Below are 24,482 nucleotides of genomic sequence, written 5' to 3'. Positions count from 1 at the left end.
GGCAAGAGGAACCTCCTATGTGGCGCAAGCTTCACTCGATTCCGGGCCTGTTCGCGGCCTTGTTCCTGATCGTCCTCGCTATAACAGGCGCGATTTTGTCGATATCGCCCGCATTGGAGCGTTCAGGTGCCATAGTTCCGGTTGCGGGTGAGGTTAGCGTCGCTCATCTCGCTGAGCGAGTGGTAGAGCAATATCCGGGCACTCAGCAGATTGAGCGCTCACCATCCGGTGCTGTCATCGTCTATTACAGTCGTGACGGCCAAGCGGGGGCTGATCTGGTCAACCCGTTAACAGGGAAGGCAATAGGCCCATACCAGCCGTCATCCTTCTTTCGCTGGGTGAAAGACCTGCACCGCGCCTTTCTTCAGGATGATGGCGGGAGGCTGATGGCCGGAGCGATGGCGTTGCTGATGGTGCTGATGTGTGTTTCCGGCACCTTTATGTTGTCCCGTCGCGTGGGCGGATGGCGATTTCTCATTAAGCCGTTAAAGGGGGCGGGTGACCATCGGATTCACTCGGAGTTGGCGCGGTTCGCGGTGATCGGACTGCTGCTGTCTGCAATGACCGGGACCTATATGTCCGCGGTTCGATTTGGCGTTTTGCCAGAGGCTTCCGGCGGCGAACCGTCATTTCCGGAAGAGGTTTCAGGCGGCGTGCCGGCGCCCATCGGGTCACTGGCAGCTCTCAAAAATACCGACCTTAACAACCTCCGCGAGCTTGTATTGCCATATCCCGATGACCTTCAGGATTTCTTTTCTCTGAGCACCCGTCAGGGCTCAGGATTCATCGATCAGTCGACCGGCGAATACCTCAAGTATCAGGCAACGCCCACCAATAGCCAGATTGTTGACTGGATTGTCCGCCTCCATACAGGGGAGGGCCTGTGGTGGCTCGGCCTGATACTCGGAGCCGCCGCCTTGACGGTTCCGGTACTGTCGATCACCGGTGCCCGTATCTGGTGGTTGCGCCGTCGTGCCTCACGAAAGACCCTGGATAATGCGGATGAGGCTAACGCGGATACCGTGATCCTGGTGGGGACGGAAAACAACACAACCTGGGGGTTTGCGAGGGATCTCCATGAAAAACTCGCTGAAGCGGGGCGTCACGTGCTTTCTACAGACATGAACCAGTTGGCCGAAGAATACCCCAGGGCAGAGTTACTTTTCGTACTGACGTCTACCTATGGTGATGGCGGTGCGCCGGCTTCCGCCAATACCTTTATGGAAAGGCTGAGGCGCTTTCGGAACACAAGCGGTCTGAGATTCGCGGTGCTTGGTTTTGGTGATCGACAGTTCCCACGGTTTTGTCAGTTCGCCGTAGACGTGGATGAAGCCCTTGGTTCCCGGGGACTTGAGAGGCTGGAGAAGGTTACCACTATTAATCGGCAATCTACTGATCAGTTTGGAAAATGGGGGGATCGAATTACCGGCCTGACAGGCTTGTCCCTCGCACTGACTCACAACCCTACACCCACCAGGAGATTTGATCTGGAGTTGGTTGACAGGGCCGATTTCGGGCTGGAAATTCAGGCGCCCACCAGTATCCTACGTTTCAGGCCTGCCGACAGAAAGAGTGGCTTCCGAGGGTTATTCGGGAAAGGAAATGCCCGGCTGCCTGATTTCGAGGCAGGTGATCTGGTCGGCGTTTTTCCACCCGGCGACGACACACACAGGTATTACTCCCTGGCGTCTTCCAGCGATGACGGACTGCTTGAAATCTGTGTACGCAAGCAGGCTGGCGGATTATGTTCCGGATTTCTTCACAACCTGAATCCGGGTGACCGTATTCAGGGGTTCATTCAACACAATCCGGATTTCCGGCCAGCGCCAGGCAGTAGGCCCATTATTCTGATTGGTGCTGGCGCCGGTATAGGTCCACTTGCTGGCTTCATCCGGAAAAACGATTCCCGTCACCCAATGTACCTGTACTGGGGTGGCAGGAATCCCCAGTCCGATTTTCTTTATAAGCCGGAGCTCGGACGCTACCTTGAAGACCAGCGTCTAACCCGTTTGAACACGGCCTTTTCCAGAACACAGGAGAAAGCGTACGTTCAGGATAAAATCAGTGAGGATGCGATGGACGTGCGCAAATTGATTGAAATGGGCGCGCAGATACTCGTTTGCGGCGGACGTGACATGGCTTTGGGCGTAAAGGAAGTCATTAATGAAATTCTCACGCCAATGGACATTGATGTGGATAAGCTCAAACGCGAGGGGCGATACCTGGAAGATGTCTATTGAAGGGCTGCCCACGGATGCAGGAACGGATTACTTCTCGGAAATCCTGCGAGGCTGTCGATCGAGAAGCAGGTCTTCGGTTCTGGGGTTGCGGGGGTAATAACGCTCGGGCAAACGCTCGATGTGAGGAAAAAACCGGGTATCTTTGTAGGGCATTTTCATAAAACCGGAAATGCCGAGTCCCGTGATCTGTTCCACCGCCGACAGAATTTTATGCAGCAGCCGGCTGAATTCCTGCTCCTGGTCCGGATCGAGCAGCCGGTAGTGGCTGTGGATTTTGAGATGGCGGGGCAGGGCTTCGAAGATGATCATACCGGTGTGGTGTATGTTGTTCAGTGCCTCCAGAGAGCGGATGATCGTGTCGGGCAGGACAAGAAACTCCTCCGGGTCGGGGCCATCCTCGAAGTAGGAATGCACTCGGGTCTCATCTTCCACTTCCGGTGCTGCGCTTACCTCGTAATGCAGTTTCATGTCAGGCGAGACCAGAAAGGGGTGGTCCGGGTCGTCGCGGTCAATATGCAGGGTGTTTCGGGCGTTAAAAAGGCAGCTCTTGAAGATACCCTTTCGATAGATTGCCTGGGCCAGATAGACCATGTTGTTGACCGCCTGTACGAAGGCGGATTTCAAAGCCGGATCGTGGAGGTTCAGCGAGGTATCGATGTACACGCCGTCGGTTTCCCAGCGAACCGCGAGCCCTCCTTCGACCGGGTATCGCCCCAGCCGGCTGACGGCGGCCAGAAAGGCCTTTTCAGTTTCCCCCATTCCCTGCATGAAATTCTTGTAGTAACGGTCCAGCTGCACGTCATTGACGTCGTTCAGGGTTTCCGGGGCTCCTTCTTCCCGAAGAAACGATTTGCGCGAACTGTAAACCACCGTGTCGATTTCCTGTCCTGAGGCTCGCACCCACACAGGTACCAGCGGCACGACGGGTTGCTCCGGCAGGTCAATCATCACGGTACGTGCCATTCTTGGCATTTCGTTCAGGTAGTAATCACCGGCTTTTCGGCGGGTTTCAGGGTCCGGGGCCAGCATTCCGTCGAGCATGCGCGCAAATTCCATCGGCAGCCCAAGTGAGGTGGCGGGGATCGCCTGGTGGCCGAATCGGCAGGACTGTGCCGAAGCCAGCGCGTACAGCGTTCCCGCCGCGCCCTGTTCGTCAAAGCGAGGAGAGGATAACCCACCGTTCAGCTGCTCCTCACCGATGAAGTAGACGTCCCCCAGCCGGGCATTGGTTTGCTGCAGGTTGTCGGACATCAGCTCCATCACATTGGCGGTAATAAACTGCTGGTTCGCGTCCAGTTGGGCAAACACCGAAGAGCCCCAATCAATCAAGGCAATGGTTTCGGTGCGTGCGTCGAAGACCAGGTTTGATGGTTTGATGTCGCCATGAACGATGGGGCGCCCGGCAGAGCCGTTTTCCCTGCGAAGGTTGCGGAGTATGTCCGCAAGCTGGTCGGCGATCCGGATGATTAGCCGCGGCTTCAGGCGCCCCTCAAGCAGCGACACTTCCTCCAGATTAAGCCCCGCGGCACGCTCCATGACCAGGATCGGCTGATTGTGGGCACGCTGATAGGAAATCAGCCGGGGCACCCTTGGGTGTCGGACTTGCTCAAGTATGAAAGCCTCATCCTCCAGTCGGTCCTGCAGGTGTTGGGGCAGATTGATGCGGGTGAACTTGAAAACATGCTCCGGGCCACTGTTGTCGTGGCGTGGCAGACGTCCTGCGAAAACAAAACCGTAGGCGCCCTTGCCGATCAGTTCAATGTCCCGGTAACCCAGCTGTCGGAGCTGGGTAGCGCAGAGCGCCACCCAGTCCTTGAGCTTTTTGGCGTCATCATGGCTGAGCAGGTAGACCGACTGCTCTTCCGGTATATAGAACTGCTGAAGCTGCGTTTCCTGCGCCATGATTGCCCGTTAACCCATGTGCAGCAGCATCGACTGCGGCGATTCCAGGTAGCCTTTCCAGCGGTTGCAGAAGCGCGCAATGGTTCCGCCATCAATAATGCGATGGTCCCCCGCCCAGCTCACGGTCAGGATAGCCCGCTCGACCACTTGACCATTCGCGTCGAAGCGCGGCAGTTTCTGGGTTCGGCCGAGGGCGACGATTGCCACTTCCGGCGCATTGATGATGGGCGAGGCGTAAGTGCCACCCAGCGCGCCTATATTGGAGATGGTAATGGTGCCTCCTTTGAGGTCCTCCTGGCTGACCCGGCCCGATCGCGCCGCCTCGGTCAGGCGGGCCACTTCATCGGCAATGCCCAGTAAGGTCCTGCTTTCGACGCCTTTGACATTCGGTACCATCAGCCCGGCCTTACCGTCCACGGCCATGCCGATATTGCACTGGGGCAGATAATGAATCTCCGTTACATCGTCGTTGAGCTGGCTGTTGAGTACCGGGAATTCCTGAACCGCCAGGGCCATGGCTTTCATGAAGAAGGGCATCAGTGTCAGCCGTGAGCCCTTGGCTTCGGCTTCCGGCTTCAGGCTCTCCCGCAGGCTCAGCAGGTCAGTGACGTCAATATCCTCGCTGTAGATAAAGTGAGGAATGGTCGTCGCCGACGTTACCATGCTGCGCGCCATTGCCGCTCTCATGCCCCGGATCGGCTCCACCCGAGCTTCCTGTTTCTGCTCCGGCTGCCTGCGCGTGCCGCCGGTATTCGCAGGTAGCGAGTCGCCAGTGCGATCCGGAGCTTGTGCAGACTGATCGAGGTGTGCCAGTACGTCGGCTTTCAACACCCGGCCGTCCTTTCCGGAACCGGCAATATCGCTCAGGTTCAGTTGGTGCTCCCGAACCAGCCGGCGGACAGCGGGACTGGCGGGAGTGCGTGCCCGGTTTCCACCCGCTACGGGTGTCGCCTTTGCAGGCGATGACTCAGGGGATGGCAGGGTTTCGGGTTTTGCCTCCGCGGGTTCCTCACGATCCCGAGGAATAAACGCGAAGAGAGGGGAGTGCACCCGGGCCATGGCCTGTTGCTGATGGTAGAGTTTGGTAACGCGACCGGCCTTGGGCGCGGTGATTTCGACCATCGCCTTGTCGGTCATCACGTCCACCACTGGCTGGTCTTCCTCGATCTCGTCACCCTCGGCCACTCGCCATTCCACCACTTCACACTCGACGATGCCTTCACCAATATCCGGCAAGATAAAGTCTTCGGTGGCGTTGTCATCGGCTTCCGGGCTTGAGGTGGACTGTGCGCGCTGCACCGGCTCCGGAGTGGAACCAGCCTCGGTAGCCTCCGGCGCAGTGTTCCCGGTGCTCTGGCCAGTGTCTTCGCTCTCGTCGACCAGTTCAAACAGCGGAGCATGAACCTTCGCGATATCGCCCTCTTTGTAATACAGGCGCGTCACCCGGCCTTTGTAGGGCGCCGGGATCTCCACCAGAGCCTTGTCGGTCATTACCTCCGCCACCGGCTGGTCTTCTTCAATCACATCACCTTCACTAACCAGCCATTTAACCAGCTCGCATTCCACGATACCTTCGCCGATATCGGGCAGTATAAAATTACTCATGGTTACTCTCCTGTCCTGATATCAGCCTAGAATTCGACGCTCGCCCTGATGGCCTCATAGACCTTCAGGTGATTGGGCAGGTGCTCTTTTTCCAGCACCAGCGGGAAGGGTGTGTCCATCCCGGTAACCCGCGCGATCGGAGATTCCAGATACAGGAAGCAGCGGTCCTGTATGGTGGCGGCGATTTCACCGGCAAAACCGCCGGTCAGGGGAGCTTCATGGGTGACGACCAGGCGCCCGGTCTTGAGCACGGAATTGGCAACGGTTTCCACGTCCCAGGGCAGAATGGTTCTCAGGTCGATCACTTCGCAGGAAATCCCTTCTTTCTCGGCGAGCTCGACGGCCTGCTGGATGACTTCCATCTGTGCGCCCCAGCCCAGAAGCGTAATGTCGGTGCCTTCCTTGATAACTTCGGCTTCGCCCAGCGGCAGCCGGTAGTCCTCATCCGGCACGTCGCCGACAGAGGCCCGATACAGGCGCTTGGGTTCAAAGAACAGGGTCGGGTTGGGGTCGTGAATCGCGCCCAGCAGGAGCCCTTTGGCCTGATGCGGATTGCGGGGAACCACAATCTTGAGACCCGGTGTGTGGGCAAAGTAGGCTTCCGGGGACTGCGAGTGATAAAGGCCGCCGGCAATACCGCCCCCATAGGGTGCGCGAATGGTCAGGCCACCGACATTAAACAGGTTGCCTGAGCGATAACGGAATTTGGCGGATTCGTTGACGATCTGGTCGAACGCCGGAAAGATGTAGTCGGCAAACTGAATCTCGGCCACCGGCACCGAACCCTGGGCTGCAAGACCGTTGGCAAAGCCGATAATCCCCTGTTCCACCAGCGGTGTATTGAAGCATCGGGCTTTGCCGTACTTCTGTTGCAGGTTGCTGGTAGCCCGAAAGACTCCCCCGAAGACGCCGACGTCTTCGCCGAAACAAAGCACTCGCTCGTTCTCCGCCATGGCAGTGTCCAGGGCGCTGTTGATAGCTTGCAACATGTTCATTTCAGTCATCTCAGGCCCCTCCCTTCGCGTGCTCTGCGCTCTTTGGATAGGCGTCCGGATGCTTTCGGATATGCGCCTTCAGGTTCTTGAACTGTTCCTCCAACATCGGGGGGACTTCATCGTAAACATCGGTTACGAGTGTTTCGAGTGCGGGTGGCGGACGTTTCTGCGCTCTTTTCATGGTTTCAAGCACTTCACGCCGCATAGTCTCCTGCAGTTGTTTTTCGTCACTCTCGCTCCACCAATTTTTGCTCTCGAGCCAGAGCCGCATCCGCAGGATCGGGTCTTTCTCCCGCCACACGGCTTCTTCGTCCTTGCTGCGGTAGCCGGACGGGTCGTCGGAAGAGGAGTGGGCCGCCAGTCGGTAACTCATGGCTTCAATCAGCACCGGGCGGTTGTGTTCCACCGCCAGCTTTCGAGCTTCCTGTGTAGCCTGATACATCGCAAGAATATCGTTACCATCCACCCGGATGACGTCCATTTTGTAGCCGTAAGCCCGGGGTGCAACGCCATCGGCGGCGAACTGTTCTGCGGCCGGCGTGGAGATAGCGTAGCCGTTATTACGGCAAAGGAAGATAACCGGTACCCGGTGAACGGCGGCCATGTTCAGGGCGGCATGAAAATCGCCCTCCGAAGCAGCGCCTTCACCGAAATAGGTAATCGTACAATGGCCATCGCCCGCCAGTTTCTGGCCGTAGGCATAGCCGGTGGCCTGGGGAATCTGGGTTGCGAGAGGTGAGGAAATAGTCATGTAGTTCAGCTTTTTGGAGCCATAGTGGACGGGCATCTGCCGGCCCTTGCCATAGTCCATTTCATTGCCGAACAATTGGTTCATGAACTCGTCGATGGTGAACCCGCGATAGGCGAGGGCGCCCTGTTCCCGGTACTGAGCCATGATCATGTCATCATCATCCAGTGCGGCGGCACTGCCAATAACGGCAGCTTCCTCGCCGGTACACTGCATGTAGAAACTCAAACGCCCCTGGCGCTGGGCGGCAAGCATGCGCTCATCGAGTATTCGGGTGGTGATCATGGCCCGATATATACGTAGGGCCTTTTCCTTGTCTAGGTCAGGGGCCTTGGCACTCTTGTAAAGTGAGCCGTCCTGTTTCAGAAGCTTGAAGGTGGGGATACGGAACTCCGCACCGTCGGTAAACACTGGGGAATACACAACTTTGGACTTTGTTGTTGTCATAATCCTCTTCCTGGGGTGATGGCCTGAGGAACAAAACACTCCTTGTGGGAGTGTAGTTAATGTCATTGTAGACAGCCTGGCAGAATCTGGTGTGATTCGTGCCAGGTTGATGTTTACCTTAACGTAAACTGCAATATTCCGGTAGACCTGCGGGGCGGATTTTTATGCCTGCCTTTTCGCTGAAATACCTCTCAGACTGGCGAATAACTCCATTAATGGCGGATAGGCACGTCGAAATCGCTGCCCCGTAGCCGAAGGCCAAGTGCGTAAAACAGCGTTGATGTAGGTCAAATCCATCGAAAGCCTTCTTCCAATTTCAGCCCCAATTCAGCTTAAGATGTTCACATCTATGGGAAGATACCGAGCCAAAAGGTGGACCCCCGTGGCTAAAGCTCGTAAAGCGTCAAACCAAAAGCTGTTTACTCAGAGTAGCGAACCAGACAGAACAACTCGCTATCAGGAAGGCAGCCTTACCCTGCCAGGAACGGTAATGCTGGGTACTGGCGTCATGATTGGCGCCGGTATATTTGCGCTGACAGGGCAGATGGCGCAGATGACGGGCGTTCTTTTCCCTCTCGCGTTTCTGGCCGCTGCCGTTATCGTTAGTTTCAGCGCCTATTCCTACATCAAGATCTCCAATGCCTGGCCTTCCGCCGGAGGCATCGGAATGTATCTTCACAAGGCCTACGGGAACCGATTACCGACCGCGTTCAACGCCTTGCTGATGTATTTCTCGATGGTGATCGCACAGAGCTTTCTTGCCCGAACGTTCGGTTCCTACACTATGCAGCTGTTCGGGGGCGACGAAAGCGGGCGCATGGTCCCCATTCTCGGTGTATCACTGATCCTGGCGGCTTTTCTGATCAACCTGCTGGGAAACCGGATGATCCAGGGTGTGGCCTCCTTCATCGGCATTCTGAAGATCGGGGGAATACTGATTTTCGGGCTGGTGGGTGTCTGGATCGCAGACAGCATATCTGTTGATTTCTCGGCACAGGGAGAAACGGGAACCGTTGGTAATTTCCTGGGTGCCACCGCGCTCGGGATACTGGCCTTCAAGGGTTTCACCACCATCACCAACAGCGGCTCCGAGGTAAAAAATCCGCACCGGAACGTGGGGCGTGCTTCGCTATTTGCGGGCAGATGTGAAGGCAAGTGCCTGGGTGCCGGCCATGGCGATCATTCTGGATATGCTGGCACTTGGTGGTTTTGTCTGGGTGAAACTGAACACCGATCCTTTTGTTATCGGTGTGGCCGTGGCAACGATGGCCGTGATTGCCATTGTCGAGCAGCTGTTCCTGACCAGAACTGCGCGCACCCGGGAATCCGGGCATGAGGGAACTCAGGTGCATCATCACCATTAATAGGTTATCGACCTGGAGAGCAGTACCATGATGGGAAATGGAGCGTTTGGTAATACCATGTTTTATAACACGATGTGGGCCGGACACTGGTTGTGGATGCTGGTGATCGGCATTGTGGTCGTCATACCGGCCTGGCGTATTTGCCAGCGCACGGGATATCCGGGCTGGATGGGCATTCTGATAGTGATTCCCGTCGTTAATCTTTTCCTGCTCTACTTCATCGCGTTTTCTGAATGGCCCGCGGATAAACAAGGGGGGCCGAATGCCTGAGCACCAGCATGCCCACCACGCCCACCATGGCCACCACGGGAATGAGCTCAAGCAACAAGAACCGGTAGCCCCTGGCACCATCTATACCTGCCCCATGCACCCGGAAATCCGGCAGGAAGGTCCGGGTGATTGCCCCATCTGCGGCATGGCTCTGGAGCCGGAGCAGGTGAGTCTCGATGAAGGACCGTCGGAAGAGCTCAGGGACATGACCCGGCGGTTCTGGCTCGGCCTCATACTTACCCTGCCGGTGCTGGTGCTTGAAATGGGCGGGCACCTGACCGGGCTCGATCACATTGTCGCCCCTCAGCTATCCAACTGGATCCAGTTGGTACTGGCAACGCCGGTTGTCCTCTGGTGTGGCTGGCCCTTCTTTGTCCGCGGTTGGAAGTCTGTGGTCAGCCGCAATCTGAACATGTTCACTCTGATTGCCATTGGTACCGGTGTAGCCCTGATCTACAGCTTGGTGGCGACGCTGGCGCCGCAGATTTTTCCGGGTGCTTTCCGGCAGGACGATGGCTCGGTTGCCGTGTATTTCGAGGCGGCAGCGGTCATCGTGGTGCTGGTGTTACTGGGGCAGGTGCTGGAACTGCGGGCGAGGGAGAAAACCTCCGGCGCCATCAAAGCTTTGTTGGATTTAGCTCCCGCCACAGCCAGAAAGCTCGATGGTGAGGGCGGCGAGGCCGATGTGTCGCTTGATCAGGTCAAGGTTGGCGACCGCCTTCGGGTTCGTCCGGGGGACAAGGTTCCGCTGGACGGTGAGGTGCTGGAGGGCAACTCCAATGTGGACGAATCCATGGTCACCGGTGAGCCTTTGGCGGTCAGCAAGAAATCGGGCGATCAGGTGATTGGCGGCAGCATCAACCAGCAAGGCAGTTTTATCATGCGGGCGGACAAAGTGGGCCGCGACACCATGTTGTCCCAGATCGTACAGATGGTGGCCAGCGCCCAGCGCAGCCGGGCACCGATTCAGGGCCTGGCGGACAAAGTGGCGGGATACTTTGTGCCGGCCGTTATCCTGATCGCCATTATCGCCTTTATCGCCTGGTCCTTCCTTGGGCCAACGCCACCTATGGCGTTCGGTCTGATCGCTGCTGTGAGCGTGCTGATTATCGCCTGCCCCTGTGCGCTGGGCCTGGCCACCCCCATGTCCATCATGGTGGGTGTCGGCCGGGGCGCCCAGAGTGGTGTGCTGATACGGGACGCGGAAGCTCTGGAGCGCATGGAAAAGGTGGATACGGTTGTGGTGGACAAGACCGGCACTCTGACAGAAGGCAAACCTCAGGTCACAAAGCTGGTTCCTGCCGAGGGATTCAGCGAGGAAGAACTCATGCGGTTTGCCGGCGGCCTGGAAAAGGGCAGTGAGCACCCGCTGGCCCATGCCATTCTCGACAAAGCCAGGGCCATGGACCTGACGCTGCCCGACGCTGAGGGTTTCGATTCCCCTAACGGCAAAGGCGTGACCGGGAAGATCGATGGGCAGCAGGTACTGATTGGTAACCGGCTGTTGATGGAATCCGAAGGCGTCGATACCTCGGATTTTGAGTCTGAAGCCGACCAGCTCCGCAGGGATGGGGCCACCGTGATTTTCGCAGCAGTTGACGGAAAAGTTTGCGGGTTGCTTGCCATTGCCGATCCGGTGAAGGAAACCACTGAAGCTGCCATAACGGCACTACAGAAGGATGGCATCCGTGTCGTCATGCTGACCGGCGATAACCGCACATCGGCTGAGGCCGTTGCCCGCAAACTGCACATTGACGAAGTGGAGGCGGAAGTCCTGCCGGAGGACAAGGGCAAGATCGTTCAGCGCCTGAAAGATGAAGGCCGTATTGTGGTCATGGCCGGCGATGGCGTAAACGACGCACCCGCATTGGCAACGGCGGATGTGGGTGTGGCCATGGGCACAGGTACGGATGTCGCGATCGAAAGTGCCGGTATTACACTGCTCCGGGGAGACCTGATGGGCATTGTGGAAGCCCGCCAGCTGTCTCTGGCGACCATGCGCAACATCCGGCAGAACCTGTTTTTTGCCTTTATCTACAACTCTGCTGGCGTCCCGATCGCCGCCGGGGTGTTGTATCCGTTTGCGGGCATCCTGCTGTCCCCGATTTTCGCAGCGGCCGCCATGTCGCTGTCTTCAGTCAGCGTGATTGTCAACGCACTGCGTTTGCGAGTGGTCAGGCTGGGATCGGACCACTGAACTTTTCTCTCACAGGAGATAACCATGTCATACACGATCAACCGTCTCATCAAGAATGTCGATTTTGAGGATGTCGACCAGAGAGCGCGGAAGGCCCTGGGGGACCATGGCTTCGGCGTGCTGACCGAGATCGACGTCAAAGCCACCATGAAGAAAAAGCTCGACAAGGACATGTCGGCCTACCGGATTCTGGGGGCCTGTAATCCCGGTATGGCCTGGGAAGCCATCGGCGTGGAACCCCGCGTCGGTGCCATGCTGCCGTGCAACGTGATTCTCAGGGAAGTTTCGGATGGCGTGGAGGTCAGTGCAATTGACCCTGTCGCCTCCATGACGGCCATTGATAATGACGAACTCAAACAAGTTGCGGGGAAAGTCCGTGACAGGCTCTCCGAGGTGGTTGAGGCGATCTGATCAACTCAGAACGATGAGTAATCAGTCAACGAGCTGAAGCCATCAAAGCCTCCCGGCCTTGTCGGCCGGGAGGCCCCAGGTTGCAAGTTCTGGCATTCAAGAGCTCCAGAAACAGTCGTGATCCCGGCCGCAGGCCGGGGATCGGTCTCAGTAATCACTGTGTTCGCGGAACACGCTCTGCTGCCCGAAGCAGTTGAGGGATCAGGAGAGGGTATCCGGTGAGGGTGTCAGGACTTCACCAACAGGGTCCTCATAGACCATCAAGCCTGGTTCCGCGTTGGCAGGGTTCTTTGTCGGCATGGACAGTGTCAGCGTCCGGGCTGTTACGCCGTAAACCGGCGTAGATGCGCAGTGAGCTGACGTGAGGTGGCAGCTCGTCTGCTGGTCATTGTCACAGTTGATGGGCAAATCGGAATGACCCATGGCCCCCCGCGCGTAGTCCATTCCATTACAGTCTTCCAAAGAGGTGACTGCCCGGTTCCCGGTTTTTTCGCTCGCCACGGTGGCGAACGCCTGTGTCGGACTGACTAGCAACAGCAAGACACCCAGCAGGGCTGCAATGAGTTGGTGATAAGACATGTCAGTTCCGATGAGGTAAATGGCTACACAACGGCAAAGCCGAGCAAGTGATAACAGTTTAAAACCTTTGAGCTGATCATACGTCAAGCAATGGAGCCATTGTTTCTGACCGATGATCAGCGATTTGATTGAGGTCAAACGGATATATCTTTTGGGCGGGGATTTCAGTTCTGTTTCAGCTTGGCATGGTGAACTCAGGTTGATTCATTTTTTTCTGTCCTCTGATCAAAAGGTGATCTTATGAAGTTCCCCTCACACAAGGCTTGGTTTTCGGGACTGACCGCCGTGATTTTGATGAGTTTGGCCGTATCGGTGTCGGCGGCCGGGAGTCTTGCCTTCATCCCCATGGGTACCGCCGACGCTGTCGGCGTAATGGATCTGGAAACCAACCGATTGACGTCGACGGTCTCCGGTACGGTCAATACCCATGGATCTGCGCTGACTCCGGGTGGCCGGTACCTTGTTGTAGGAAGCTTGACTGCCCATGACAATCAGGACGCGCCCAAACGTCCGGAAGGCGTTACAGCGGAGGATCATGCGGCCCATCACGGGGGCGGCAGCACCGCAGCGTCGGCATCATCCGGGACGGGGCGGCTCTATGTTGTGGATACCGGTACGAACACCATTGTCCGGGTACTTGAGGTACCGGGGCCAGTGCATCATGTTCTGGTGACACAGGACGGCCGTTACGCGGTTTCAACACACCCGATGGGTGGCGGTATCAGTGTTGTTAATCTGGAATCCGGGAAGATCGTTGAAGTTATCGCCACCGGTCCTTCTCCCAACTACCTGGCGACGACAGCGGATGGCCAGACGTTATTCGTCAGTAATACCGGGAATGGCACGATCAGTGAGGTGGATACCAAAAACTGGTTCGTGAAGCGCAACGTGCGCATAGGCGGGGGACCGGAGCACATGGCGCTCGCCTCCGATGGCGATCATCTTTACATCAATGACGCCGCGTCTGGTGAAGCGGTTGCTCTCAAGCTTTCCGACGGAGCTGTCATTGCCCGATATGAAATTGGGGAAGCGCCGCATGGCCTAGGCCTGACCACCGATGGCGGGGCTCTCCTGGCAACAAGTCAGGGCGACGAAGAAATCGTTCGCGTAGAGCTGGACTCCAATTCACGAAAAAGCGTTCAGTTAAAACCGGCTCCCTACCACCTGACCGTCTCTCCGATCGATGGCCGAATACTGGTCACCAGTCGTGCCGAGGCAAAGCTCTGGGTCCTTGATCCGGCGTCTCTCACCATTGTTGATGAGGTCTCGCTGGATGGGATAGGTCATCAGATATCGATTGAGGCGCAATAATTTCTTGACCTGGGAGTAACTGATACATGCTAGAAAAATAAGATATGGACGACTTAGGGGCGTTGGGGGGCGTATGGACACAAAACCGCTTTCTATTATTGCAGTACTTGCAATGCTGGCAACGCATTCATTTCAGGTGCTGGCGCAACCACTCAATGCCGAACAGCTGGTGGCCGGGATGGAAGACACCCTGTGGTCGGATAGCAACCACGGTCGGTTCACCATGCGTATCGAATCGGAGTACTGGACCCGTACCCTGGAGCTGGAAGCCTGGATGGACCGGCCGGAACACACCCTGGTTAGAATCCATGCGCCCAAAAAGGAAGCCGGCATCGGGTCGCTTCGAATCGGCGATGCCATGTGGAACTACCTTCCCAAGGTTGATCGCACCATCAAGATCCCGCCATCGATGATGCTGCAGCCCTGGATGGGCTCGAATTTCAGCAACGACGATCTGGTGAAGGAAAGCTCCTTCGTCGATGACTACACCCACGAACTGGTAGCGACCGATGAGTCCGGCGAGGTGCCTGTTTATCGGATCGTTTCGACGCCCCGGCCGGAAGCGGCGGTGGTCTGGAGCCGCCTGGAATTCCGGGTTCGGGCAGATGCTATCCCGGTGTCGGTTGCCTATTACGGTGCGCGGGAACAGGTGGTAAAGCGCATGACCTATGACCGGGTTCAATCCATGGGAGGGCGCCGGATTCCAACGCGGTGGACGATGGTTGACGCAGATAATGCGGAATCCCGAACGATCATCACGGTCCAGTCCATCGAATACGACCTGCCCCTGGACGACGAGATTTTTTCGCTGCGTCGCCTGCGAAACCCTCAGTGAGGCTCCGGAATGAGCATTGTGAATGTGGAGAATGCGTCCCGTATCTATCGCCAGGATGCCATTGCCGTCAAGGCACTGGATAACGTTTCGGTTTCCATCGAGGCGGGGGAATTCATAACCCTCGTGGGTCCCTCGGGTTCGGGCAAGACAACGTTGTTGAATCAGATCGGGGCACTGGACGAACCGGATGCCGGGCGTATTCAGGTCGCGGGTGAGGAGATCACCGGGCTGAGCCGAAAGAAACGAACCACCCTACGGTTGTGGAAAATCGGATTTGTGTTTCAGGAGTACAACCTCATTGGTGTGCTGTCGGCCCAGGAGAACGTTGAGTATGTGCTGATGCTTCGGGGTGTTCCGTTTCGGGAGCGACGTGCCGAGACCCGGAGTATTCTCGCGGAGGTCGGCCTGCACGGGATGGAGCAGCGCTTGCCCCACGAACTCTCGGGTGGCCAGCAACAGCGTGTTGCCGTGGCCCGGGCAATTGTCAGCAAACCCGCGATTGTTCTGGCAGATGAACCCACCGCCAACCTCGATTCGACGACCGGAGCGGCCCTGTTGGACCTGATGCGCAAACTCAATGCCGAGCACGGCATTACCTTCGTGTTCTCCACGCACGACCCGATGGTGATGGAGCGGGCCCGGAGGGTGATTCATCTCAAGGATGGTCGTATCGAGCGTGAGGAGCGGCGGCAGTGAATGCGTGGGTACGACTCGCCCTGGGAAACCTCCGGGCGAATCGTCGACGAACGGTGATCACGCTGATATCCGTGGCGGTTGGAGTGGGGGGGCTGGTGTTTCTCTGGGCATTCATTGATGGCATCAATACCCAGATGATCAACAATATGACCGGTTATGTCACGGGGGATCTGAAAGTCCATCAGCGGGGCTTTCACGACGACCGGGAGATGAACATTGCCCTTGTCGAGCGCTGGAACCTGACGCCAGAAATGTCAGCGGTAGCCGGAGTGGAGGCCACAAGCCCGCGGATCACCGGACACGCCCTGGCCAGTCGCGCCGACCAGTCGCGAACAGTGCAGGTTATGGGGGTTGATCCCACGCAGGAGCCTAAGGTCACGCGCCTTGATCAGTCGATTGTCCGTGGCCGTTACCTCGAAGGGGGCAATGAGATCCTTGTTGGCGTGGACGCCGCTGCTGCCTTGGGAGCGGCGCCGGGCGACGAGCTGGTTTTGGTGGTCCAGGCCGCGGATGGTTCGATTGGTGCAGACCGGTTCGATATGGTGGGGACGTTCGAAACCGGCATCAAACGGATTGATGGTTTTGTGGCGCAGATACCGCTGGCCTCGGCCCAGGACCTGTATGCTTTTCAGGGCCGAATTACCGAGATTGCGGCACGGGTGGGGGATGCCGGCCAGCTCGAACAGGTGGTTGATGCGGTGCAGAATGAACTTCGGGGGGGGCGGGATGTGGAGGTTCTCGGCTGGCCGCAGTTGATGCCATCATTGGTGCAGATGGTCGCGTTTCACGATGCCGTCACCTACATCGTGGTATTTGTGGTGTTTGTGGTGGTGGCTGCCGGCATCGTTAACACCATCCTGATGTCGGTACTGGAGCGCGGCCGGGAGTTTGGTGTCATGATGGCGCTGGGGACGCCCGGCAGTCACATCATCAGGCTGGTACTGCTCGAAACCATTATCCTGGCCTCTTTCGGATACCTTGTGGGGCTGGTCCTCGGCTTATCACTGACCGGCTATTTCGGTACACACGGGCTGGACTTCACGGCCTATATCAAGGCTATGGATACCATGCCGGGACTCAGCGGCATCGTGTATCCCACCATCATACCTGAGCGCCTGGCGGTAATCGGCGTAACCGTCGTGTCGGTCGCCCTGCTGGCGGCGGCTCTCCCGGCCTGGGCGGCGGGTCGCAACAGTCCATTGGAAGCGATGGGTCTACACCGGACTTTAACCAATCGCATCCGGCGAATTCACTGGCAGGTGACCTCCGATCATCGTCTTCTTATCTTTGCTCAGATGGCCCTTCGCTCAGTCTTCCGAAACCCGCGACGATCAGTCATCACAGCATCAGCAACAGCGTTCGGGCTGGCGGCCTATTTATTTCTTTATGCCTTCGCTGACGGCTTTTTCGAGCAGATGATCCAGAACTCAACGCAGCAACTCAGCGGGCATGTGCAGGTAATGGAGACGGGGCATACTGTCGACCTGTCGCCGGCGTTGCGTATTTCCGGGAGTTCCGAATTAGTGCAGCGATTGCAGGCAAGGCCTGACGTCGAGGCCGCCGCGCCGCGGGTGGCATTGCGCGCCATGGTGGCGAGCCCGGGAAAAAGCCTGCCGGTGGAACTGGTGGGGATTGAGCCCGAGCAGGAGAGGGCGGTCACCAGGCTTGCCGGTTATATGGAACAAGGCGAATACGTTGAGCCGGGCGCGAATGGCATTGTTATCGGGCGGAAATTGGCCGAGGAGCTGGATGCCCGGGTGGGCGACAAGCTGGTCATTACCGTACAACAGGCGAACGGTGACCTTTCTTCAGCCGCCGAGCCTATTCTGGGTATCTATAATACCGGTAGTGATCTGTTTGATAGCGAGTATGGGTTTATCGACATCGACGGCGCCCGAACACTGGGAGGCCTGGGCGAGGACCAGGCCTCTCGGATTGCGTTGCGGCTTTCAGATCGTGCCGGGAGTTCTGCTCTGGCGCAGTCTCTGAGCCAATCCCTGCCCGCCGGCGGCCTCGTGGCCCAGGACTGGGAAACCCTGCTCCCGGTGGTGGTTCAGATGGTGGAAATGACCCGGGTCGATTTCTACCTGATCCTTTCGGTGGTGTTTGTTGTCGTTGCGATCGGCGTGATGAATACCATGGTCATGTCGGTCATGGAGCGCACCCGGGAGCTGGGTGTCATGTTGGCGCTGGGCACCAGGGGCCGCCAGTTGCTATTGACCATTCTGTTTGAGGCCTTCTTCCTTGCGCTGCTGGGTATGGGTGCTGGCGCCATCGTGGGCGGCCTGATTGTCTACTGGTTCAATAAGACCGGCATTGACCTGTCCGCCATTCGCCGTTCCATGGAAACCATTCCGGGCATTACTGACCGGATTTATCCGGTGCTGATCCTTGACCATGTATGGCTGCCCTGTCTGCTGCTCTTCGCATGTTCGGTTCTGGTGGCATTGTATCCCGCTCGGCGTGCCTCTCGACTCGACCCGGTGGAGGCTATTCATCGTGGTTAGGAAAGCTTGCCTGCTTGTCTCCGCGGTGGCGGGTATCATGCTGACTCCCAATGCCTGGGCAGACTTCAGTCATTCCGGCTCACTCAAAAATCTGAGTGTCGGTTCGCGCTCTCCGATCGACGAAAATTACTATTTTTCAAACCTCAGCCGGCTTCGGCTGGAACCCCGCTATCGATACGGGGCCTGGCGGCTGGACGCAGCTTATGACCTTGAATGGATCACGGGAAGTTTTCTGGACAGTCCGGAATTTGCCCTGCTCAGGAACTCTGCAGATCCACGTTACTGGGATCTGCAGGGCAACGTGTACGATTCCCGGGACCTCGTGGCTCGCCATCAGCTTTATCGGGGCACATTGCAGTGGCGTTCACCGGTGGGTGACTTGCGCCTGGGACGCCAGCAGGTGAATTGGTCCACGGCACTCATCTGGAACCCGACGGACATCCTCAACCCTGTCACGCCTACCAGCCTGGAACCCGACGAGCGGATTGGCGTCGACGCGCTGCTCTGGGACAGGCCGTGGGGCGCGCTGGGCCGAATCAGCGCGGTCTACGCGCCGCAGCACCGTTACGCTGATAGCAGCAAGGCGGCGCGAATAAAGCGTTATCTTATCGGCATCGATATCGCCCTGATGGTGGGGGAGTTCGCTGATGTAGCCAAGGCCGGCCTCAGCGGTAGCGGATCAGTGGCCGACACAGGCTGGCGTACGGAATTCGTCTGGAGCAATCCGGATGCTGGCAACCATTACTGGCAGGGTGTCGTGGATCTCAACTGGGCATTTCCCGGCGGGTTTAACCTGGCAGTGGAGTATTTCTACAACGGTCAGCCTGAACCGCAGGCGGGGGTTGATCTCGCAAGACTGCTTCCGACACAACCGGTATATTCAGGTCGCCATTACGCCGGGCTGTTGGCGTGGCAGGATATCAGTGCATTCTGGCAGTATCGTGTGGTTGCGATCCGCAATTCCGATGATGCGAGCTGGGTATTTTACCCTCGTTCAACCTGGACACTTCCGCTTGAGCCGGAAATCTATCTGACAGCCGGAGCTCAGTGGTTTGGTGGTGACGACGACAGTGAATATGGAAGGTTTGAGCCTGTAGGACTGATGGAGGTGCAGTGGTTCTTCTGAAAGTTGCCCATCGGCCGCGAGCCGTAATTGTGCTTGCGCTAATGATTTGGGGTGTCAGTTTCTTTCTGCACTTTTTCTGGGAGATGGTGCAGGTGCCGTTTTTCGCCGATATGACTGGTGCCCCTCACTGGGATGTGGTTTGGCTATGCACCCGCGCAACCTTTGGAGATGCCAACATCGCGATTGGGGCATACGCGATTGCCGCCCTGATTTGTAGGGACTGGTTTTGGGCAATGAGCGGCTGGAGCCGGATGAACCTGTCGGCCTACCTTGCGGCCGGGCTGATGGTAACCATCATATTAGAGTATTGGGCAACGGGGGAAGGTCAGCGGTGGGGCTACAGCGAACTGATGCCCATTTTTTCTTGGACGGGAACCGGGATACTCCCCCTTGCCCAATGGGTATTCTTGCCCCTGGTAGCGGTGGTGGTTGTCAAATGGATGATCCTTGGATGGCTCGCCTTGAGGGAAATGAATCCTCACCTTTCGGAATGTAATAAATAGCCGGCCATCTTTAATATTATTTGGTCGGCTATTTGTTTGAATTTATTATTTTGGAATATTATCAGGAATGAGCATGATCTGGTCTTTTTTGGCTGGCTCGTTTGCTTTTTGCTTCTTTCCGTGTTTTTCCATATGTATTTGTTACCTCCTTGTCTTTTATTATCGTTATTTCCGCGCTATTCGTGTTGACAGATTTGTTTGGATAACTGCTTGCTTCATTAATGCGATCTGCCAAGCCCGAATTGGCAGTGGCTATGGCTGGAAATAAAGCTATGATTGCTGCAGCGATAATTACTTTCTTCATAATGTCATCCTTTCTTACTATGAGCTGGATCTTTGATTCAGCTCTGTTTCAGGTTTGTATGGTTTAATCACTCCTGATCACGGTGCCGACTGCTCAAAATTGGAGCCAATCGGTGCCTGCGTCTCCACGAGTTAGCTTTGCCGCAGGTATTATCCTGCGGTGTTTTTTTGCGTCTTTTGCAGAGCCTTGTGATACGCGCGGCCCTCGTTGGTACTGATCATTTTTAGGCGAGCCTCCATTCCTACCTCGGACATCCCGTACACCGTCATATCTCGGTGCAAACGTTGCATATCTTCATTTTGAAGGATCTTTTCAATAGACTGTTTATTCTTCATTTCTGCACGCCTAACGTTCATGTTCTCAGATTCTGACATGTTGCCGGCGAGCACCGAAGTTGAAATAAAAATTGCTGCTGTAACTATAAATAAACGTTTCATATTTTCACCTCGTTATTGATTGGCTATTGAATTAAATCACTCGCCCCTGAATTTACCCTGAATTTGTCATTAAAATAATGCAATGCCCGGCTATTAAAAATGACAAACTAGGTATCGAATGGAAATCCTGAAACAGGCTGACATGCAAATTAGGGTTCAATGTTCGCCATATAAAACGGGTAGTTTTATGAGCCTGCGCTTTACTTTAATTAAAAGTGGAAACTTTTTTTGACAGTTTGCAGTGGCAAGCTAGTGCCATCACCGCTGACCGCTCGGGACCTGACGTGGCATATTTTCTGATGGGTTTTCAGTGTTTGCGGGAAGCGTGGTACCGTCAAGGCATAAGACTTTTTGGAAATAATTTCTGGAAACTGATTCTGATAGGAAAAGTTATGGACGTAGTTATCATCGGCGCGGGGATTATGGGAACCACTTTTGCCACCCTGGCGAAAGAACTGGCGCCCGAGTTGAATATCACCATTCTGGAAAGACTGGACAGTGCCGGGGCAGGGAACTCCTGGGTATTCAACAACGCTGGCACGGGGCATGAGGCGAACTGTGAGCTGAACTATACCCCAGTGGATGAAGAGGTCATCTCCGTCGAGAAAGCCCTCAAGATTCATTCCCAGTTCAATGTCGCCAAACAGTTCTGGTCTTATCTGGTCCAGAAGGGCGCCATCAAAGATCCCAAGTCATTCATCAACCAAACCAAGCACTGCACCATTGTGTCCGAGCCTGCGATTGAAGAGCTCCGGTTACGCTTTAAGGAAATGTCCGCTCATCACTTTTTCGAGCAAATGAGTTACTCGGAAGATTTCGATGAAATCAAGAGCTGGATCCCCTACACCATGGAGGAGCGTCCCCGCCAGGAAAAAATGGCGGCGACGGTAATCGAAACAGGTACAGACGTTAATTTCGGCGCTCTGACGGAACAGATGGCCGAGTATGCGGTGAATGACCTGGGAGTGAAAATCGAATACGGCACGCATGTAAAACGCGTGCATCGAAGCCCCTCCGGCAGCTGGCTTGTCGAAACGGAAAACGGGGGAGTTGCGAGACGGTACAAGGCGGACGTGCTGTTTGTAGGTGCCGGTGGCGGTGCATTCCCGATCCTGAAAAAGAGCCACTTGCCTTTTGCGAAACGGTTCACCGGCTTTCCTGTGGGTGGACGCTTCCTGCAAGCACCGATCAGCGCCGAACAGGCCGAGCAATACCGCGCCAAAACCTACGGTAAAGCAAAGGTGGGCGCACCGCCGATGTCCGTTCCGCACCTGGATTTACGGGTCGCGAACGGAAAGTATTACCTTCTGTTCGGTCCGTTCGCCTCGTTCAAGCCGGTCCTTGAAAGAGGCCGGGGATTTCTGGATTACCTGCGAGCGATGCGCCTGCATGATATCCCGGGTTTGCTGAATGTCGCGCTGGAGCATTTCCCCCTGGTCAAATACCTGGTGTCAGAAACCTTCAAAGGTGAAACGAGCATGTTCGAGGAACTGGACAGCTTCGCCCCGGGTATGAGTAAAAAGTTCAACTGGAAACCGGTCGAGGCTGGCCAGCGGGTACAGATCATCCGGGATGGGGATCTGCAAATGGGTACCGAGATCCTGGTGTCAAGTGACAAGACCTATGGCACGTTGCTGGGCGCATCGCCGGGGGCGTCGGTGTCACCGGAAGTCATGCTGCGTTGCCTGGAACAGCTTCTGCCGTCTATTTTTACTACTGAGGAAGCGGGCAAGAAGAAAAAAGAGATCTTCCCCGAGGACGATCTGGATACCCTCGCCAAGAACCCGGAGCGTTACCGGGAGATCCGCGATTCCGTCAACAAGCGCTTGGGAATAACCCGGTCCGCGGACCAACAAGACTGATCAGGCCACCGAACTGCAGGGAGAGAGTCATGGACAGCAGCATCAAAGTAACGTCGCCTCTGGTTATTCTTCACGGAGACGAGATGGCACAGGTTGCGTTTGAACACATCCTCCGGAAGTTTGTAAGCTCTCGCCTCGATATTCAGCTGGAAGAAATCGACCTGTCTGCAGAAAACCGGCTGCTGACCAATGGCCAGGTCGTCATTGATGCCATCGACGCACTTCAGCGCCATGGTGTCGGTGTGAAAAACGCCGGCATGACCGTTAACCGCCAACAGTTGGAGGAGCTTCTCCAGAAGCATCCGGATGTGGATGGCAACAACCTGAACCCATTGGCCACCAAGTCCCCCAACGGCGCGATACGAAAGGGCATCAGCGGCAACATCACCCGGGAGGACATCCAGTTCCGCAACCTCAATATCCGCCGCCCGGAGTGGGTAGGGCGCGATATTGAGGTGGATACCATGGAATTCGGTGGCATCAAGGACAGCTTCAACCAGCTGTCCCTGGCAACCGGCGTGGTCAAACTGATGTTCGTGGGGAGCAGCGGGGACCCGGTGGAGCTCCACCGCCGTGAGATCCGCAAGGGCGATCCCTGGCTGCTGGCGACTAACGACATTGAGGACGTTAAAGCCTGGGCCCACCGTTTCTTCCAGCGTGCCATCGTGGAAAAACGGGACGTGTATCTCGGGCTGAAAGATACCGTGATCCCCGGATACGATGGCGCTATGCGTTCGGTGATCGAGGACATCTATCACAGCGACTATCAAAAGCAGATCGAGGATCTGGGGCTAAAGTATTTCTACGAGCTGATTGACGCCCAGGCGGCGCGCATTGTCTCCAACCCGCCGGAGCGGGCACTCTGGGGTGTGCCTGATAACACCACCGGGCGCAAACTGCTCAAGCTGGTGAATCAGCTTCGTGAGTTCGGTATTCCGAGCCGGGGTGCCCATGTGTCCATCTCACGCATGAGTGCCGGTGGCGGCGACCAGTACGGCAGCTTCAATATGGCAGCCCAGGAGGATGGCATTCTCAAGGTCATCGTCGACGGTGACGAGAAACATGCCCGCCGGGTCAAGAAAGGCGATCCCATGCTGCTCATGTCCAATGACCGGGAAGCCATCAAGGACTGGGTGCTGCAGGTATTCCGGGATGCCTCGCGCAAGGACAAAGAGGTGTATTTTGGTCTCAAACGCGAGTACATGGAGTACGACGAAGTCTACAGCGATGTCATTACCGAAGTGCGCAGGGAGCTGGCCAGCGAGCACACGCCGCCGCCATCGTTCATGATCATGCGGCCTTCGAGCCAGCTCAAGAAGATGATTACAGACCCACCCCGAAACGCTTTGTATCCGTCCCAGAATCTGGACGGCGATATCTTCTCGGACATTTCAGCAGCGCTCGGCGGCAGCCTTGCGACCGCCAGTTCGATCATCGAGAGCAAGGACGGCACCATGCTGTTCGAAGCGCCTCATGGCACCGCTCATGATCTGTATCTGAAGTATCTGGAGAGCGACGGCCGGGTCGCCCATTTCAATCCTTCGGCGCTGATCTTCGCGCTGGCCAACGCTCTGGAAACCCTGGGCGAACGTGAGGGCAACGAGCCCCTGAGCCAATATGCTGTCCATCTGAAGGCAGCGCTGACCGAGACAGTCGACCGTGGCATTGTCACGGCGGATCTCAAGGGCAAAACCGTCGATCCGGATTCGGAGCAGGTGGTTGATATGGTTGGTTTTCTTGAGGCAGTCGAAAAGGCGCTTCTATAAAAAGTGTCAGCCGGGTTGGCCATAGAGAAACGATTGCCAAGCCGCTTTCTAACCCTTTTCTTCGTCATGATCATCCTGGCGGGCCGACGTCCGTTCATGACTATGCGCCCGGGCTGATCAGCGGTGACTATGGCATTCAGGCCACCGTCGAGGCCCATTACAGCGGGCTTAATGCGCTGAGTGGTGCCCTTGATCCATTTGTTTTCTGTGACATAGGCACCGTTCGATCCAAAAACCCCTCGCAAACACCGAGAGTGGCAGGAGTTGGCCTCGGCTGGAGTGGCGTAAAAGGAATTGGGGTGACGATGACCTACGCCAAGGCCTTGGCCGATATTACGCCGGATCAGGATGATTGGGATTTGTATGCCCGGCTGAGT

At 56.5% G+C, this 24,482-nt stretch carries 19 protein-coding genes and 1 pseudogene; 13 read left to right on the top strand and 7 right to left on the bottom strand.

The annotated features are described in order from the left end of the window. Positions 1-17: 17 nt before the first annotated feature. Positions 18-2,240, top strand: a complete 2,223-nt coding sequence (locus BKP64_RS05955) for a PepSY domain-containing protein (protein WP_070967269.1) — start codon at positions 18-20, stop codon at positions 2,238-2,240. 27 nt (positions 2,241-2,267) lie between these two features. On the opposite strand, the gene BKP64_RS05950 is transcribed toward BKP64_RS05955, so the two are convergent. The 4 genes from BKP64_RS05950 to BKP64_RS05935 are packed head-to-tail and all read right to left on the bottom strand — an operon-like array spanning position 2,268 to position 7,937. Next, entirely contained in the window at positions 2,268-4,142 is a 1,875-nt protein-coding gene (locus BKP64_RS05950; RefSeq protein ID WP_070967266.1) for a protein kinase domain-containing protein, read from the bottom strand. A 9-nt stretch (positions 4,143-4,151) separates the two neighbouring features. Further along, positions 4,152-5,747, bottom strand: a complete 1,596-nt coding sequence (locus BKP64_RS05945) for a dihydrolipoyllysine-residue acetyltransferase (RefSeq protein WP_070967263.1) — start codon at positions 5,745-5,747, stop codon at positions 4,152-4,154. Positions 5,748-5,773: 26 nt separating this feature from the next. Continuing rightward, positions 5,774-6,751, bottom strand: coding sequence for an alpha-ketoacid dehydrogenase subunit beta (locus tag BKP64_RS05940; RefSeq protein ID WP_070967260.1), 978 nt, complete (start codon positions 6,749-6,751; stop codon positions 5,774-5,776). A gap of 1 nt (position 6,752) precedes the next feature. Next, positions 6,753-7,937 carry a thiamine pyrophosphate-dependent dehydrogenase E1 component subunit alpha gene (locus BKP64_RS05935; RefSeq protein WP_070967258.1) on the bottom strand — a complete coding sequence of 395 codons (1,185 nt, stop codon included), beginning with the start codon at positions 7,935-7,937 and terminating at the stop codon, positions 6,753-6,755. 490 nt (positions 7,938-8,427) lie between these two features. On the opposite strand from BKP64_RS05935, the pseudogene BKP64_RS05930 reads away from it, so the two are divergent. The 4 genes and pseudogenes from BKP64_RS05930 (at position 8,428) to BKP64_RS05915 (ending at position 12,179) form a co-directional block, all read left to right on the top strand. Further along, positions 8,428-9,301: pseudogene (locus tag BKP64_RS05930) on the top strand (APC family permease). Positions 9,302-9,328: 27 nt separating this feature from the next. Then, positions 9,329-9,571 carry a hypothetical protein gene (locus BKP64_RS05925; RefSeq protein WP_070967254.1) on the top strand — a complete coding sequence of 81 codons (243 nt, stop codon included), beginning with the start codon at positions 9,329-9,331 and terminating at the stop codon, positions 9,569-9,571. After that, a complete protein-coding gene (locus tag BKP64_RS05920; RefSeq protein WP_083329164.1) occupies positions 9,564-11,768 on the top strand; it encodes a copper-transporting P-type ATPase in 2,205 nt (734 codons plus the stop codon). Before BKP64_RS05925 ends, BKP64_RS05920 begins: the two co-directional genes overlap by 8 nt. Positions 11,769-11,792: 24 nt before the next feature. Then, positions 11,793-12,179 carry a DUF302 domain-containing protein gene (locus BKP64_RS05915; RefSeq protein WP_070967249.1) on the top strand — a complete coding sequence of 129 codons (387 nt, stop codon included), beginning with the start codon at positions 11,793-11,795 and terminating at the stop codon, positions 12,177-12,179. 201 nt (positions 12,180-12,380) lie between these two features. On the opposite strand, the gene BKP64_RS05910 is transcribed toward BKP64_RS05915, so the two are convergent. Further along, on the bottom strand, positions 12,381-12,758 hold the full coding sequence (locus BKP64_RS05910) for a hypothetical protein (RefSeq protein ID WP_070967246.1): 378 nt from the start codon (positions 12,756-12,758) through the stop codon (positions 12,381-12,383). Between the two features lie 240 nt (positions 12,759-12,998). Here BKP64_RS05910 and BKP64_RS05905 point away from each other — a divergent pair, with 240 nt between their 5' ends. The 6 genes from BKP64_RS05905 to BKP64_RS05880 all read left to right on the top strand — a co-directional run bounded on the left by BKP64_RS05905 (position 12,999) and on the right by BKP64_RS05880 (position 19,736). Beyond that, on the top strand, positions 12,999-14,069 hold the full coding sequence (locus BKP64_RS05905; RefSeq protein ID WP_070967243.1) for a YncE family protein: 1,071 nt from the start codon (positions 12,999-13,001) through the stop codon (positions 14,067-14,069). A 73-nt stretch (positions 14,070-14,142) separates the two neighbouring features. After that, a complete protein-coding gene (locus tag BKP64_RS05900) occupies positions 14,143-14,904 on the top strand; it encodes an outer membrane lipoprotein-sorting protein (protein ID WP_070967240.1) in 762 nt (253 codons plus the stop codon). Positions 14,905-14,913: 9 nt separating this feature from the next. Continuing rightward, a complete protein-coding gene (locus tag BKP64_RS05895) occupies positions 14,914-15,600 on the top strand; it encodes an ABC transporter ATP-binding protein (RefSeq protein WP_070967237.1) in 687 nt (228 codons plus the stop codon). Then, positions 15,597-18,107 (top strand): FtsX-like permease family protein, encoded by a 2,511-nt coding sequence (locus BKP64_RS05890; RefSeq protein ID WP_070967235.1) that lies wholly within the window; start codon positions 15,597-15,599, stop codon positions 18,105-18,107. The genes BKP64_RS05895 and BKP64_RS05890 overlap by 4 nt, the downstream gene beginning before the upstream one ends. After that, positions 18,100-19,233 carry a hypothetical protein gene (locus tag BKP64_RS05885; protein ID WP_070967232.1) on the top strand — a complete coding sequence of 378 codons (1,134 nt, stop codon included), beginning with the start codon at positions 18,100-18,102 and terminating at the stop codon, positions 19,231-19,233. The genes BKP64_RS05890 and BKP64_RS05885 overlap by 8 nt, the downstream gene beginning before the upstream one ends. Next, positions 19,221-19,736 carry a hypothetical protein gene (locus tag BKP64_RS05880; RefSeq protein ID WP_227515514.1) on the top strand — a complete coding sequence of 172 codons (516 nt, stop codon included), beginning with the start codon at positions 19,221-19,223 and terminating at the stop codon, positions 19,734-19,736. Before BKP64_RS05885 ends, BKP64_RS05880 begins: the two co-directional genes overlap by 13 nt. Positions 19,737-19,797: 61 nt before the next feature. Here BKP64_RS05880 and BKP64_RS19285 read toward each other — a convergent pair whose 3' ends face one another. Next, the gene (locus BKP64_RS19285; RefSeq protein WP_157755406.1) at positions 19,798-20,040 is read right to left on the bottom strand and encodes a hypothetical protein; all 243 of its coding nucleotides are present in this window, start codon (positions 20,038-20,040) and stop codon (positions 19,798-19,800) included. A gap of 149 nt (positions 20,041-20,189) precedes the next feature. Next, the gene (locus BKP64_RS05875; protein ID WP_070967229.1) at positions 20,190-20,477 is read right to left on the bottom strand and encodes a hypothetical protein; all 288 of its coding nucleotides are present in this window, start codon (positions 20,475-20,477) and stop codon (positions 20,190-20,192) included. Positions 20,478-20,869: 392 nt separating this feature from the next. On the opposite strand from BKP64_RS05875, the gene BKP64_RS05870 reads away from it, so the two are divergent. Both BKP64_RS05870 and BKP64_RS05865 read left to right on the top strand, forming a co-directional pair. After that, complete coding sequence (locus BKP64_RS05870) at positions 20,870-22,339, top strand: malate:quinone oxidoreductase (RefSeq protein ID WP_070967226.1); 1,470 nt, start codon at positions 20,870-20,872, stop codon at positions 22,337-22,339. A 29-nt stretch (positions 22,340-22,368) separates the two neighbouring features. Continuing rightward, complete coding sequence (locus tag BKP64_RS05865; protein WP_070967223.1) at positions 22,369-24,105, top strand: isocitrate/isopropylmalate family dehydrogenase; 1,737 nt, start codon at positions 22,369-22,371, stop codon at positions 24,103-24,105. Positions 24,106-24,482 lie beyond the last annotated feature (377 nt).

The organism is Marinobacter salinus (assembly GCF_001854125.1).
In the GTDB taxonomy this organism is placed as follows: Bacteria; Pseudomonadota; Gammaproteobacteria; order Pseudomonadales; family Oleiphilaceae; genus Marinobacter; species Marinobacter salinus.
Note: the sequence above shows the minus strand (reverse complement) of the source record. Positions and strands in the feature narration are given on the sequence as shown.

Coding starts and splice junctions, on each gene's coding strand:
- BKP64_RS05950 (WP_070967266.1), bottom strand. CDS start 4,142: ATGGCGCAGGAAACGCAGCTTCAGCAGTTCTATATACCGGAAGAGCAG.
- BKP64_RS05875 (WP_070967229.1), bottom strand. CDS start 20,477: ATGAAACGTTTATTTATAGTTACAGCAGCAATTTTTATTTCAACTTCG.
- BKP64_RS05870 (WP_070967226.1), top strand. CDS start 20,870: ATGGACGTAGTTATCATCGGCGCGGGGATTATGGGAACCACTTTTGCC.
- BKP64_RS05935 (WP_070967258.1), bottom strand. CDS start 7,937: ATGACAACAACAAAGTCCAAAGTTGTGTATTCCCCAGTGTTTACCGAC.
- BKP64_RS19285 (WP_157755406.1), bottom strand. CDS start 20,040: ATGAAGAAAGTAATTATCGCTGCAGCAATCATAGCTTTATTTCCAGCC.
- BKP64_RS05900 (WP_070967240.1), top strand. CDS start 14,143: ATGGACACAAAACCGCTTTCTATTATTGCAGTACTTGCAATGCTGGCA.
- BKP64_RS05865 (WP_070967223.1), top strand. CDS start 22,369: ATGGACAGCAGCATCAAAGTAACGTCGCCTCTGGTTATTCTTCACGGA.
- BKP64_RS05910 (WP_070967246.1), bottom strand. CDS start 12,758: ATGTCTTATCACCAACTCATTGCAGCCCTGCTGGGTGTCTTGCTGTTG.
- BKP64_RS05905 (WP_070967243.1), top strand. CDS start 12,999: ATGAAGTTCCCCTCACACAAGGCTTGGTTTTCGGGACTGACCGCCGTG.
- BKP64_RS05915 (WP_070967249.1), top strand. CDS start 11,793: ATGTCATACACGATCAACCGTCTCATCAAGAATGTCGATTTTGAGGAT.
- BKP64_RS05920 (WP_083329164.1), top strand. CDS start 9,564: ATGCCTGAGCACCAGCATGCCCACCACGCCCACCATGGCCACCACGGG.
- BKP64_RS05940 (WP_070967260.1), bottom strand. CDS start 6,751: ATGACTGAAATGAACATGTTGCAAGCTATCAACAGCGCCCTGGACACT.
- BKP64_RS05955 (WP_070967269.1), top strand. CDS start 18: ATGTGGCGCAAGCTTCACTCGATTCCGGGCCTGTTCGCGGCCTTGTTC.
- BKP64_RS05925 (WP_070967254.1), top strand. CDS start 9,329: ATGATGGGAAATGGAGCGTTTGGTAATACCATGTTTTATAACACGATG.
- BKP64_RS05945 (WP_070967263.1), bottom strand. CDS start 5,747: ATGAGTAATTTTATACTGCCCGATATCGGCGAAGGTATCGTGGAATGC.
- BKP64_RS05895 (WP_070967237.1), top strand. CDS start 14,914: ATGAGCATTGTGAATGTGGAGAATGCGTCCCGTATCTATCGCCAGGAT.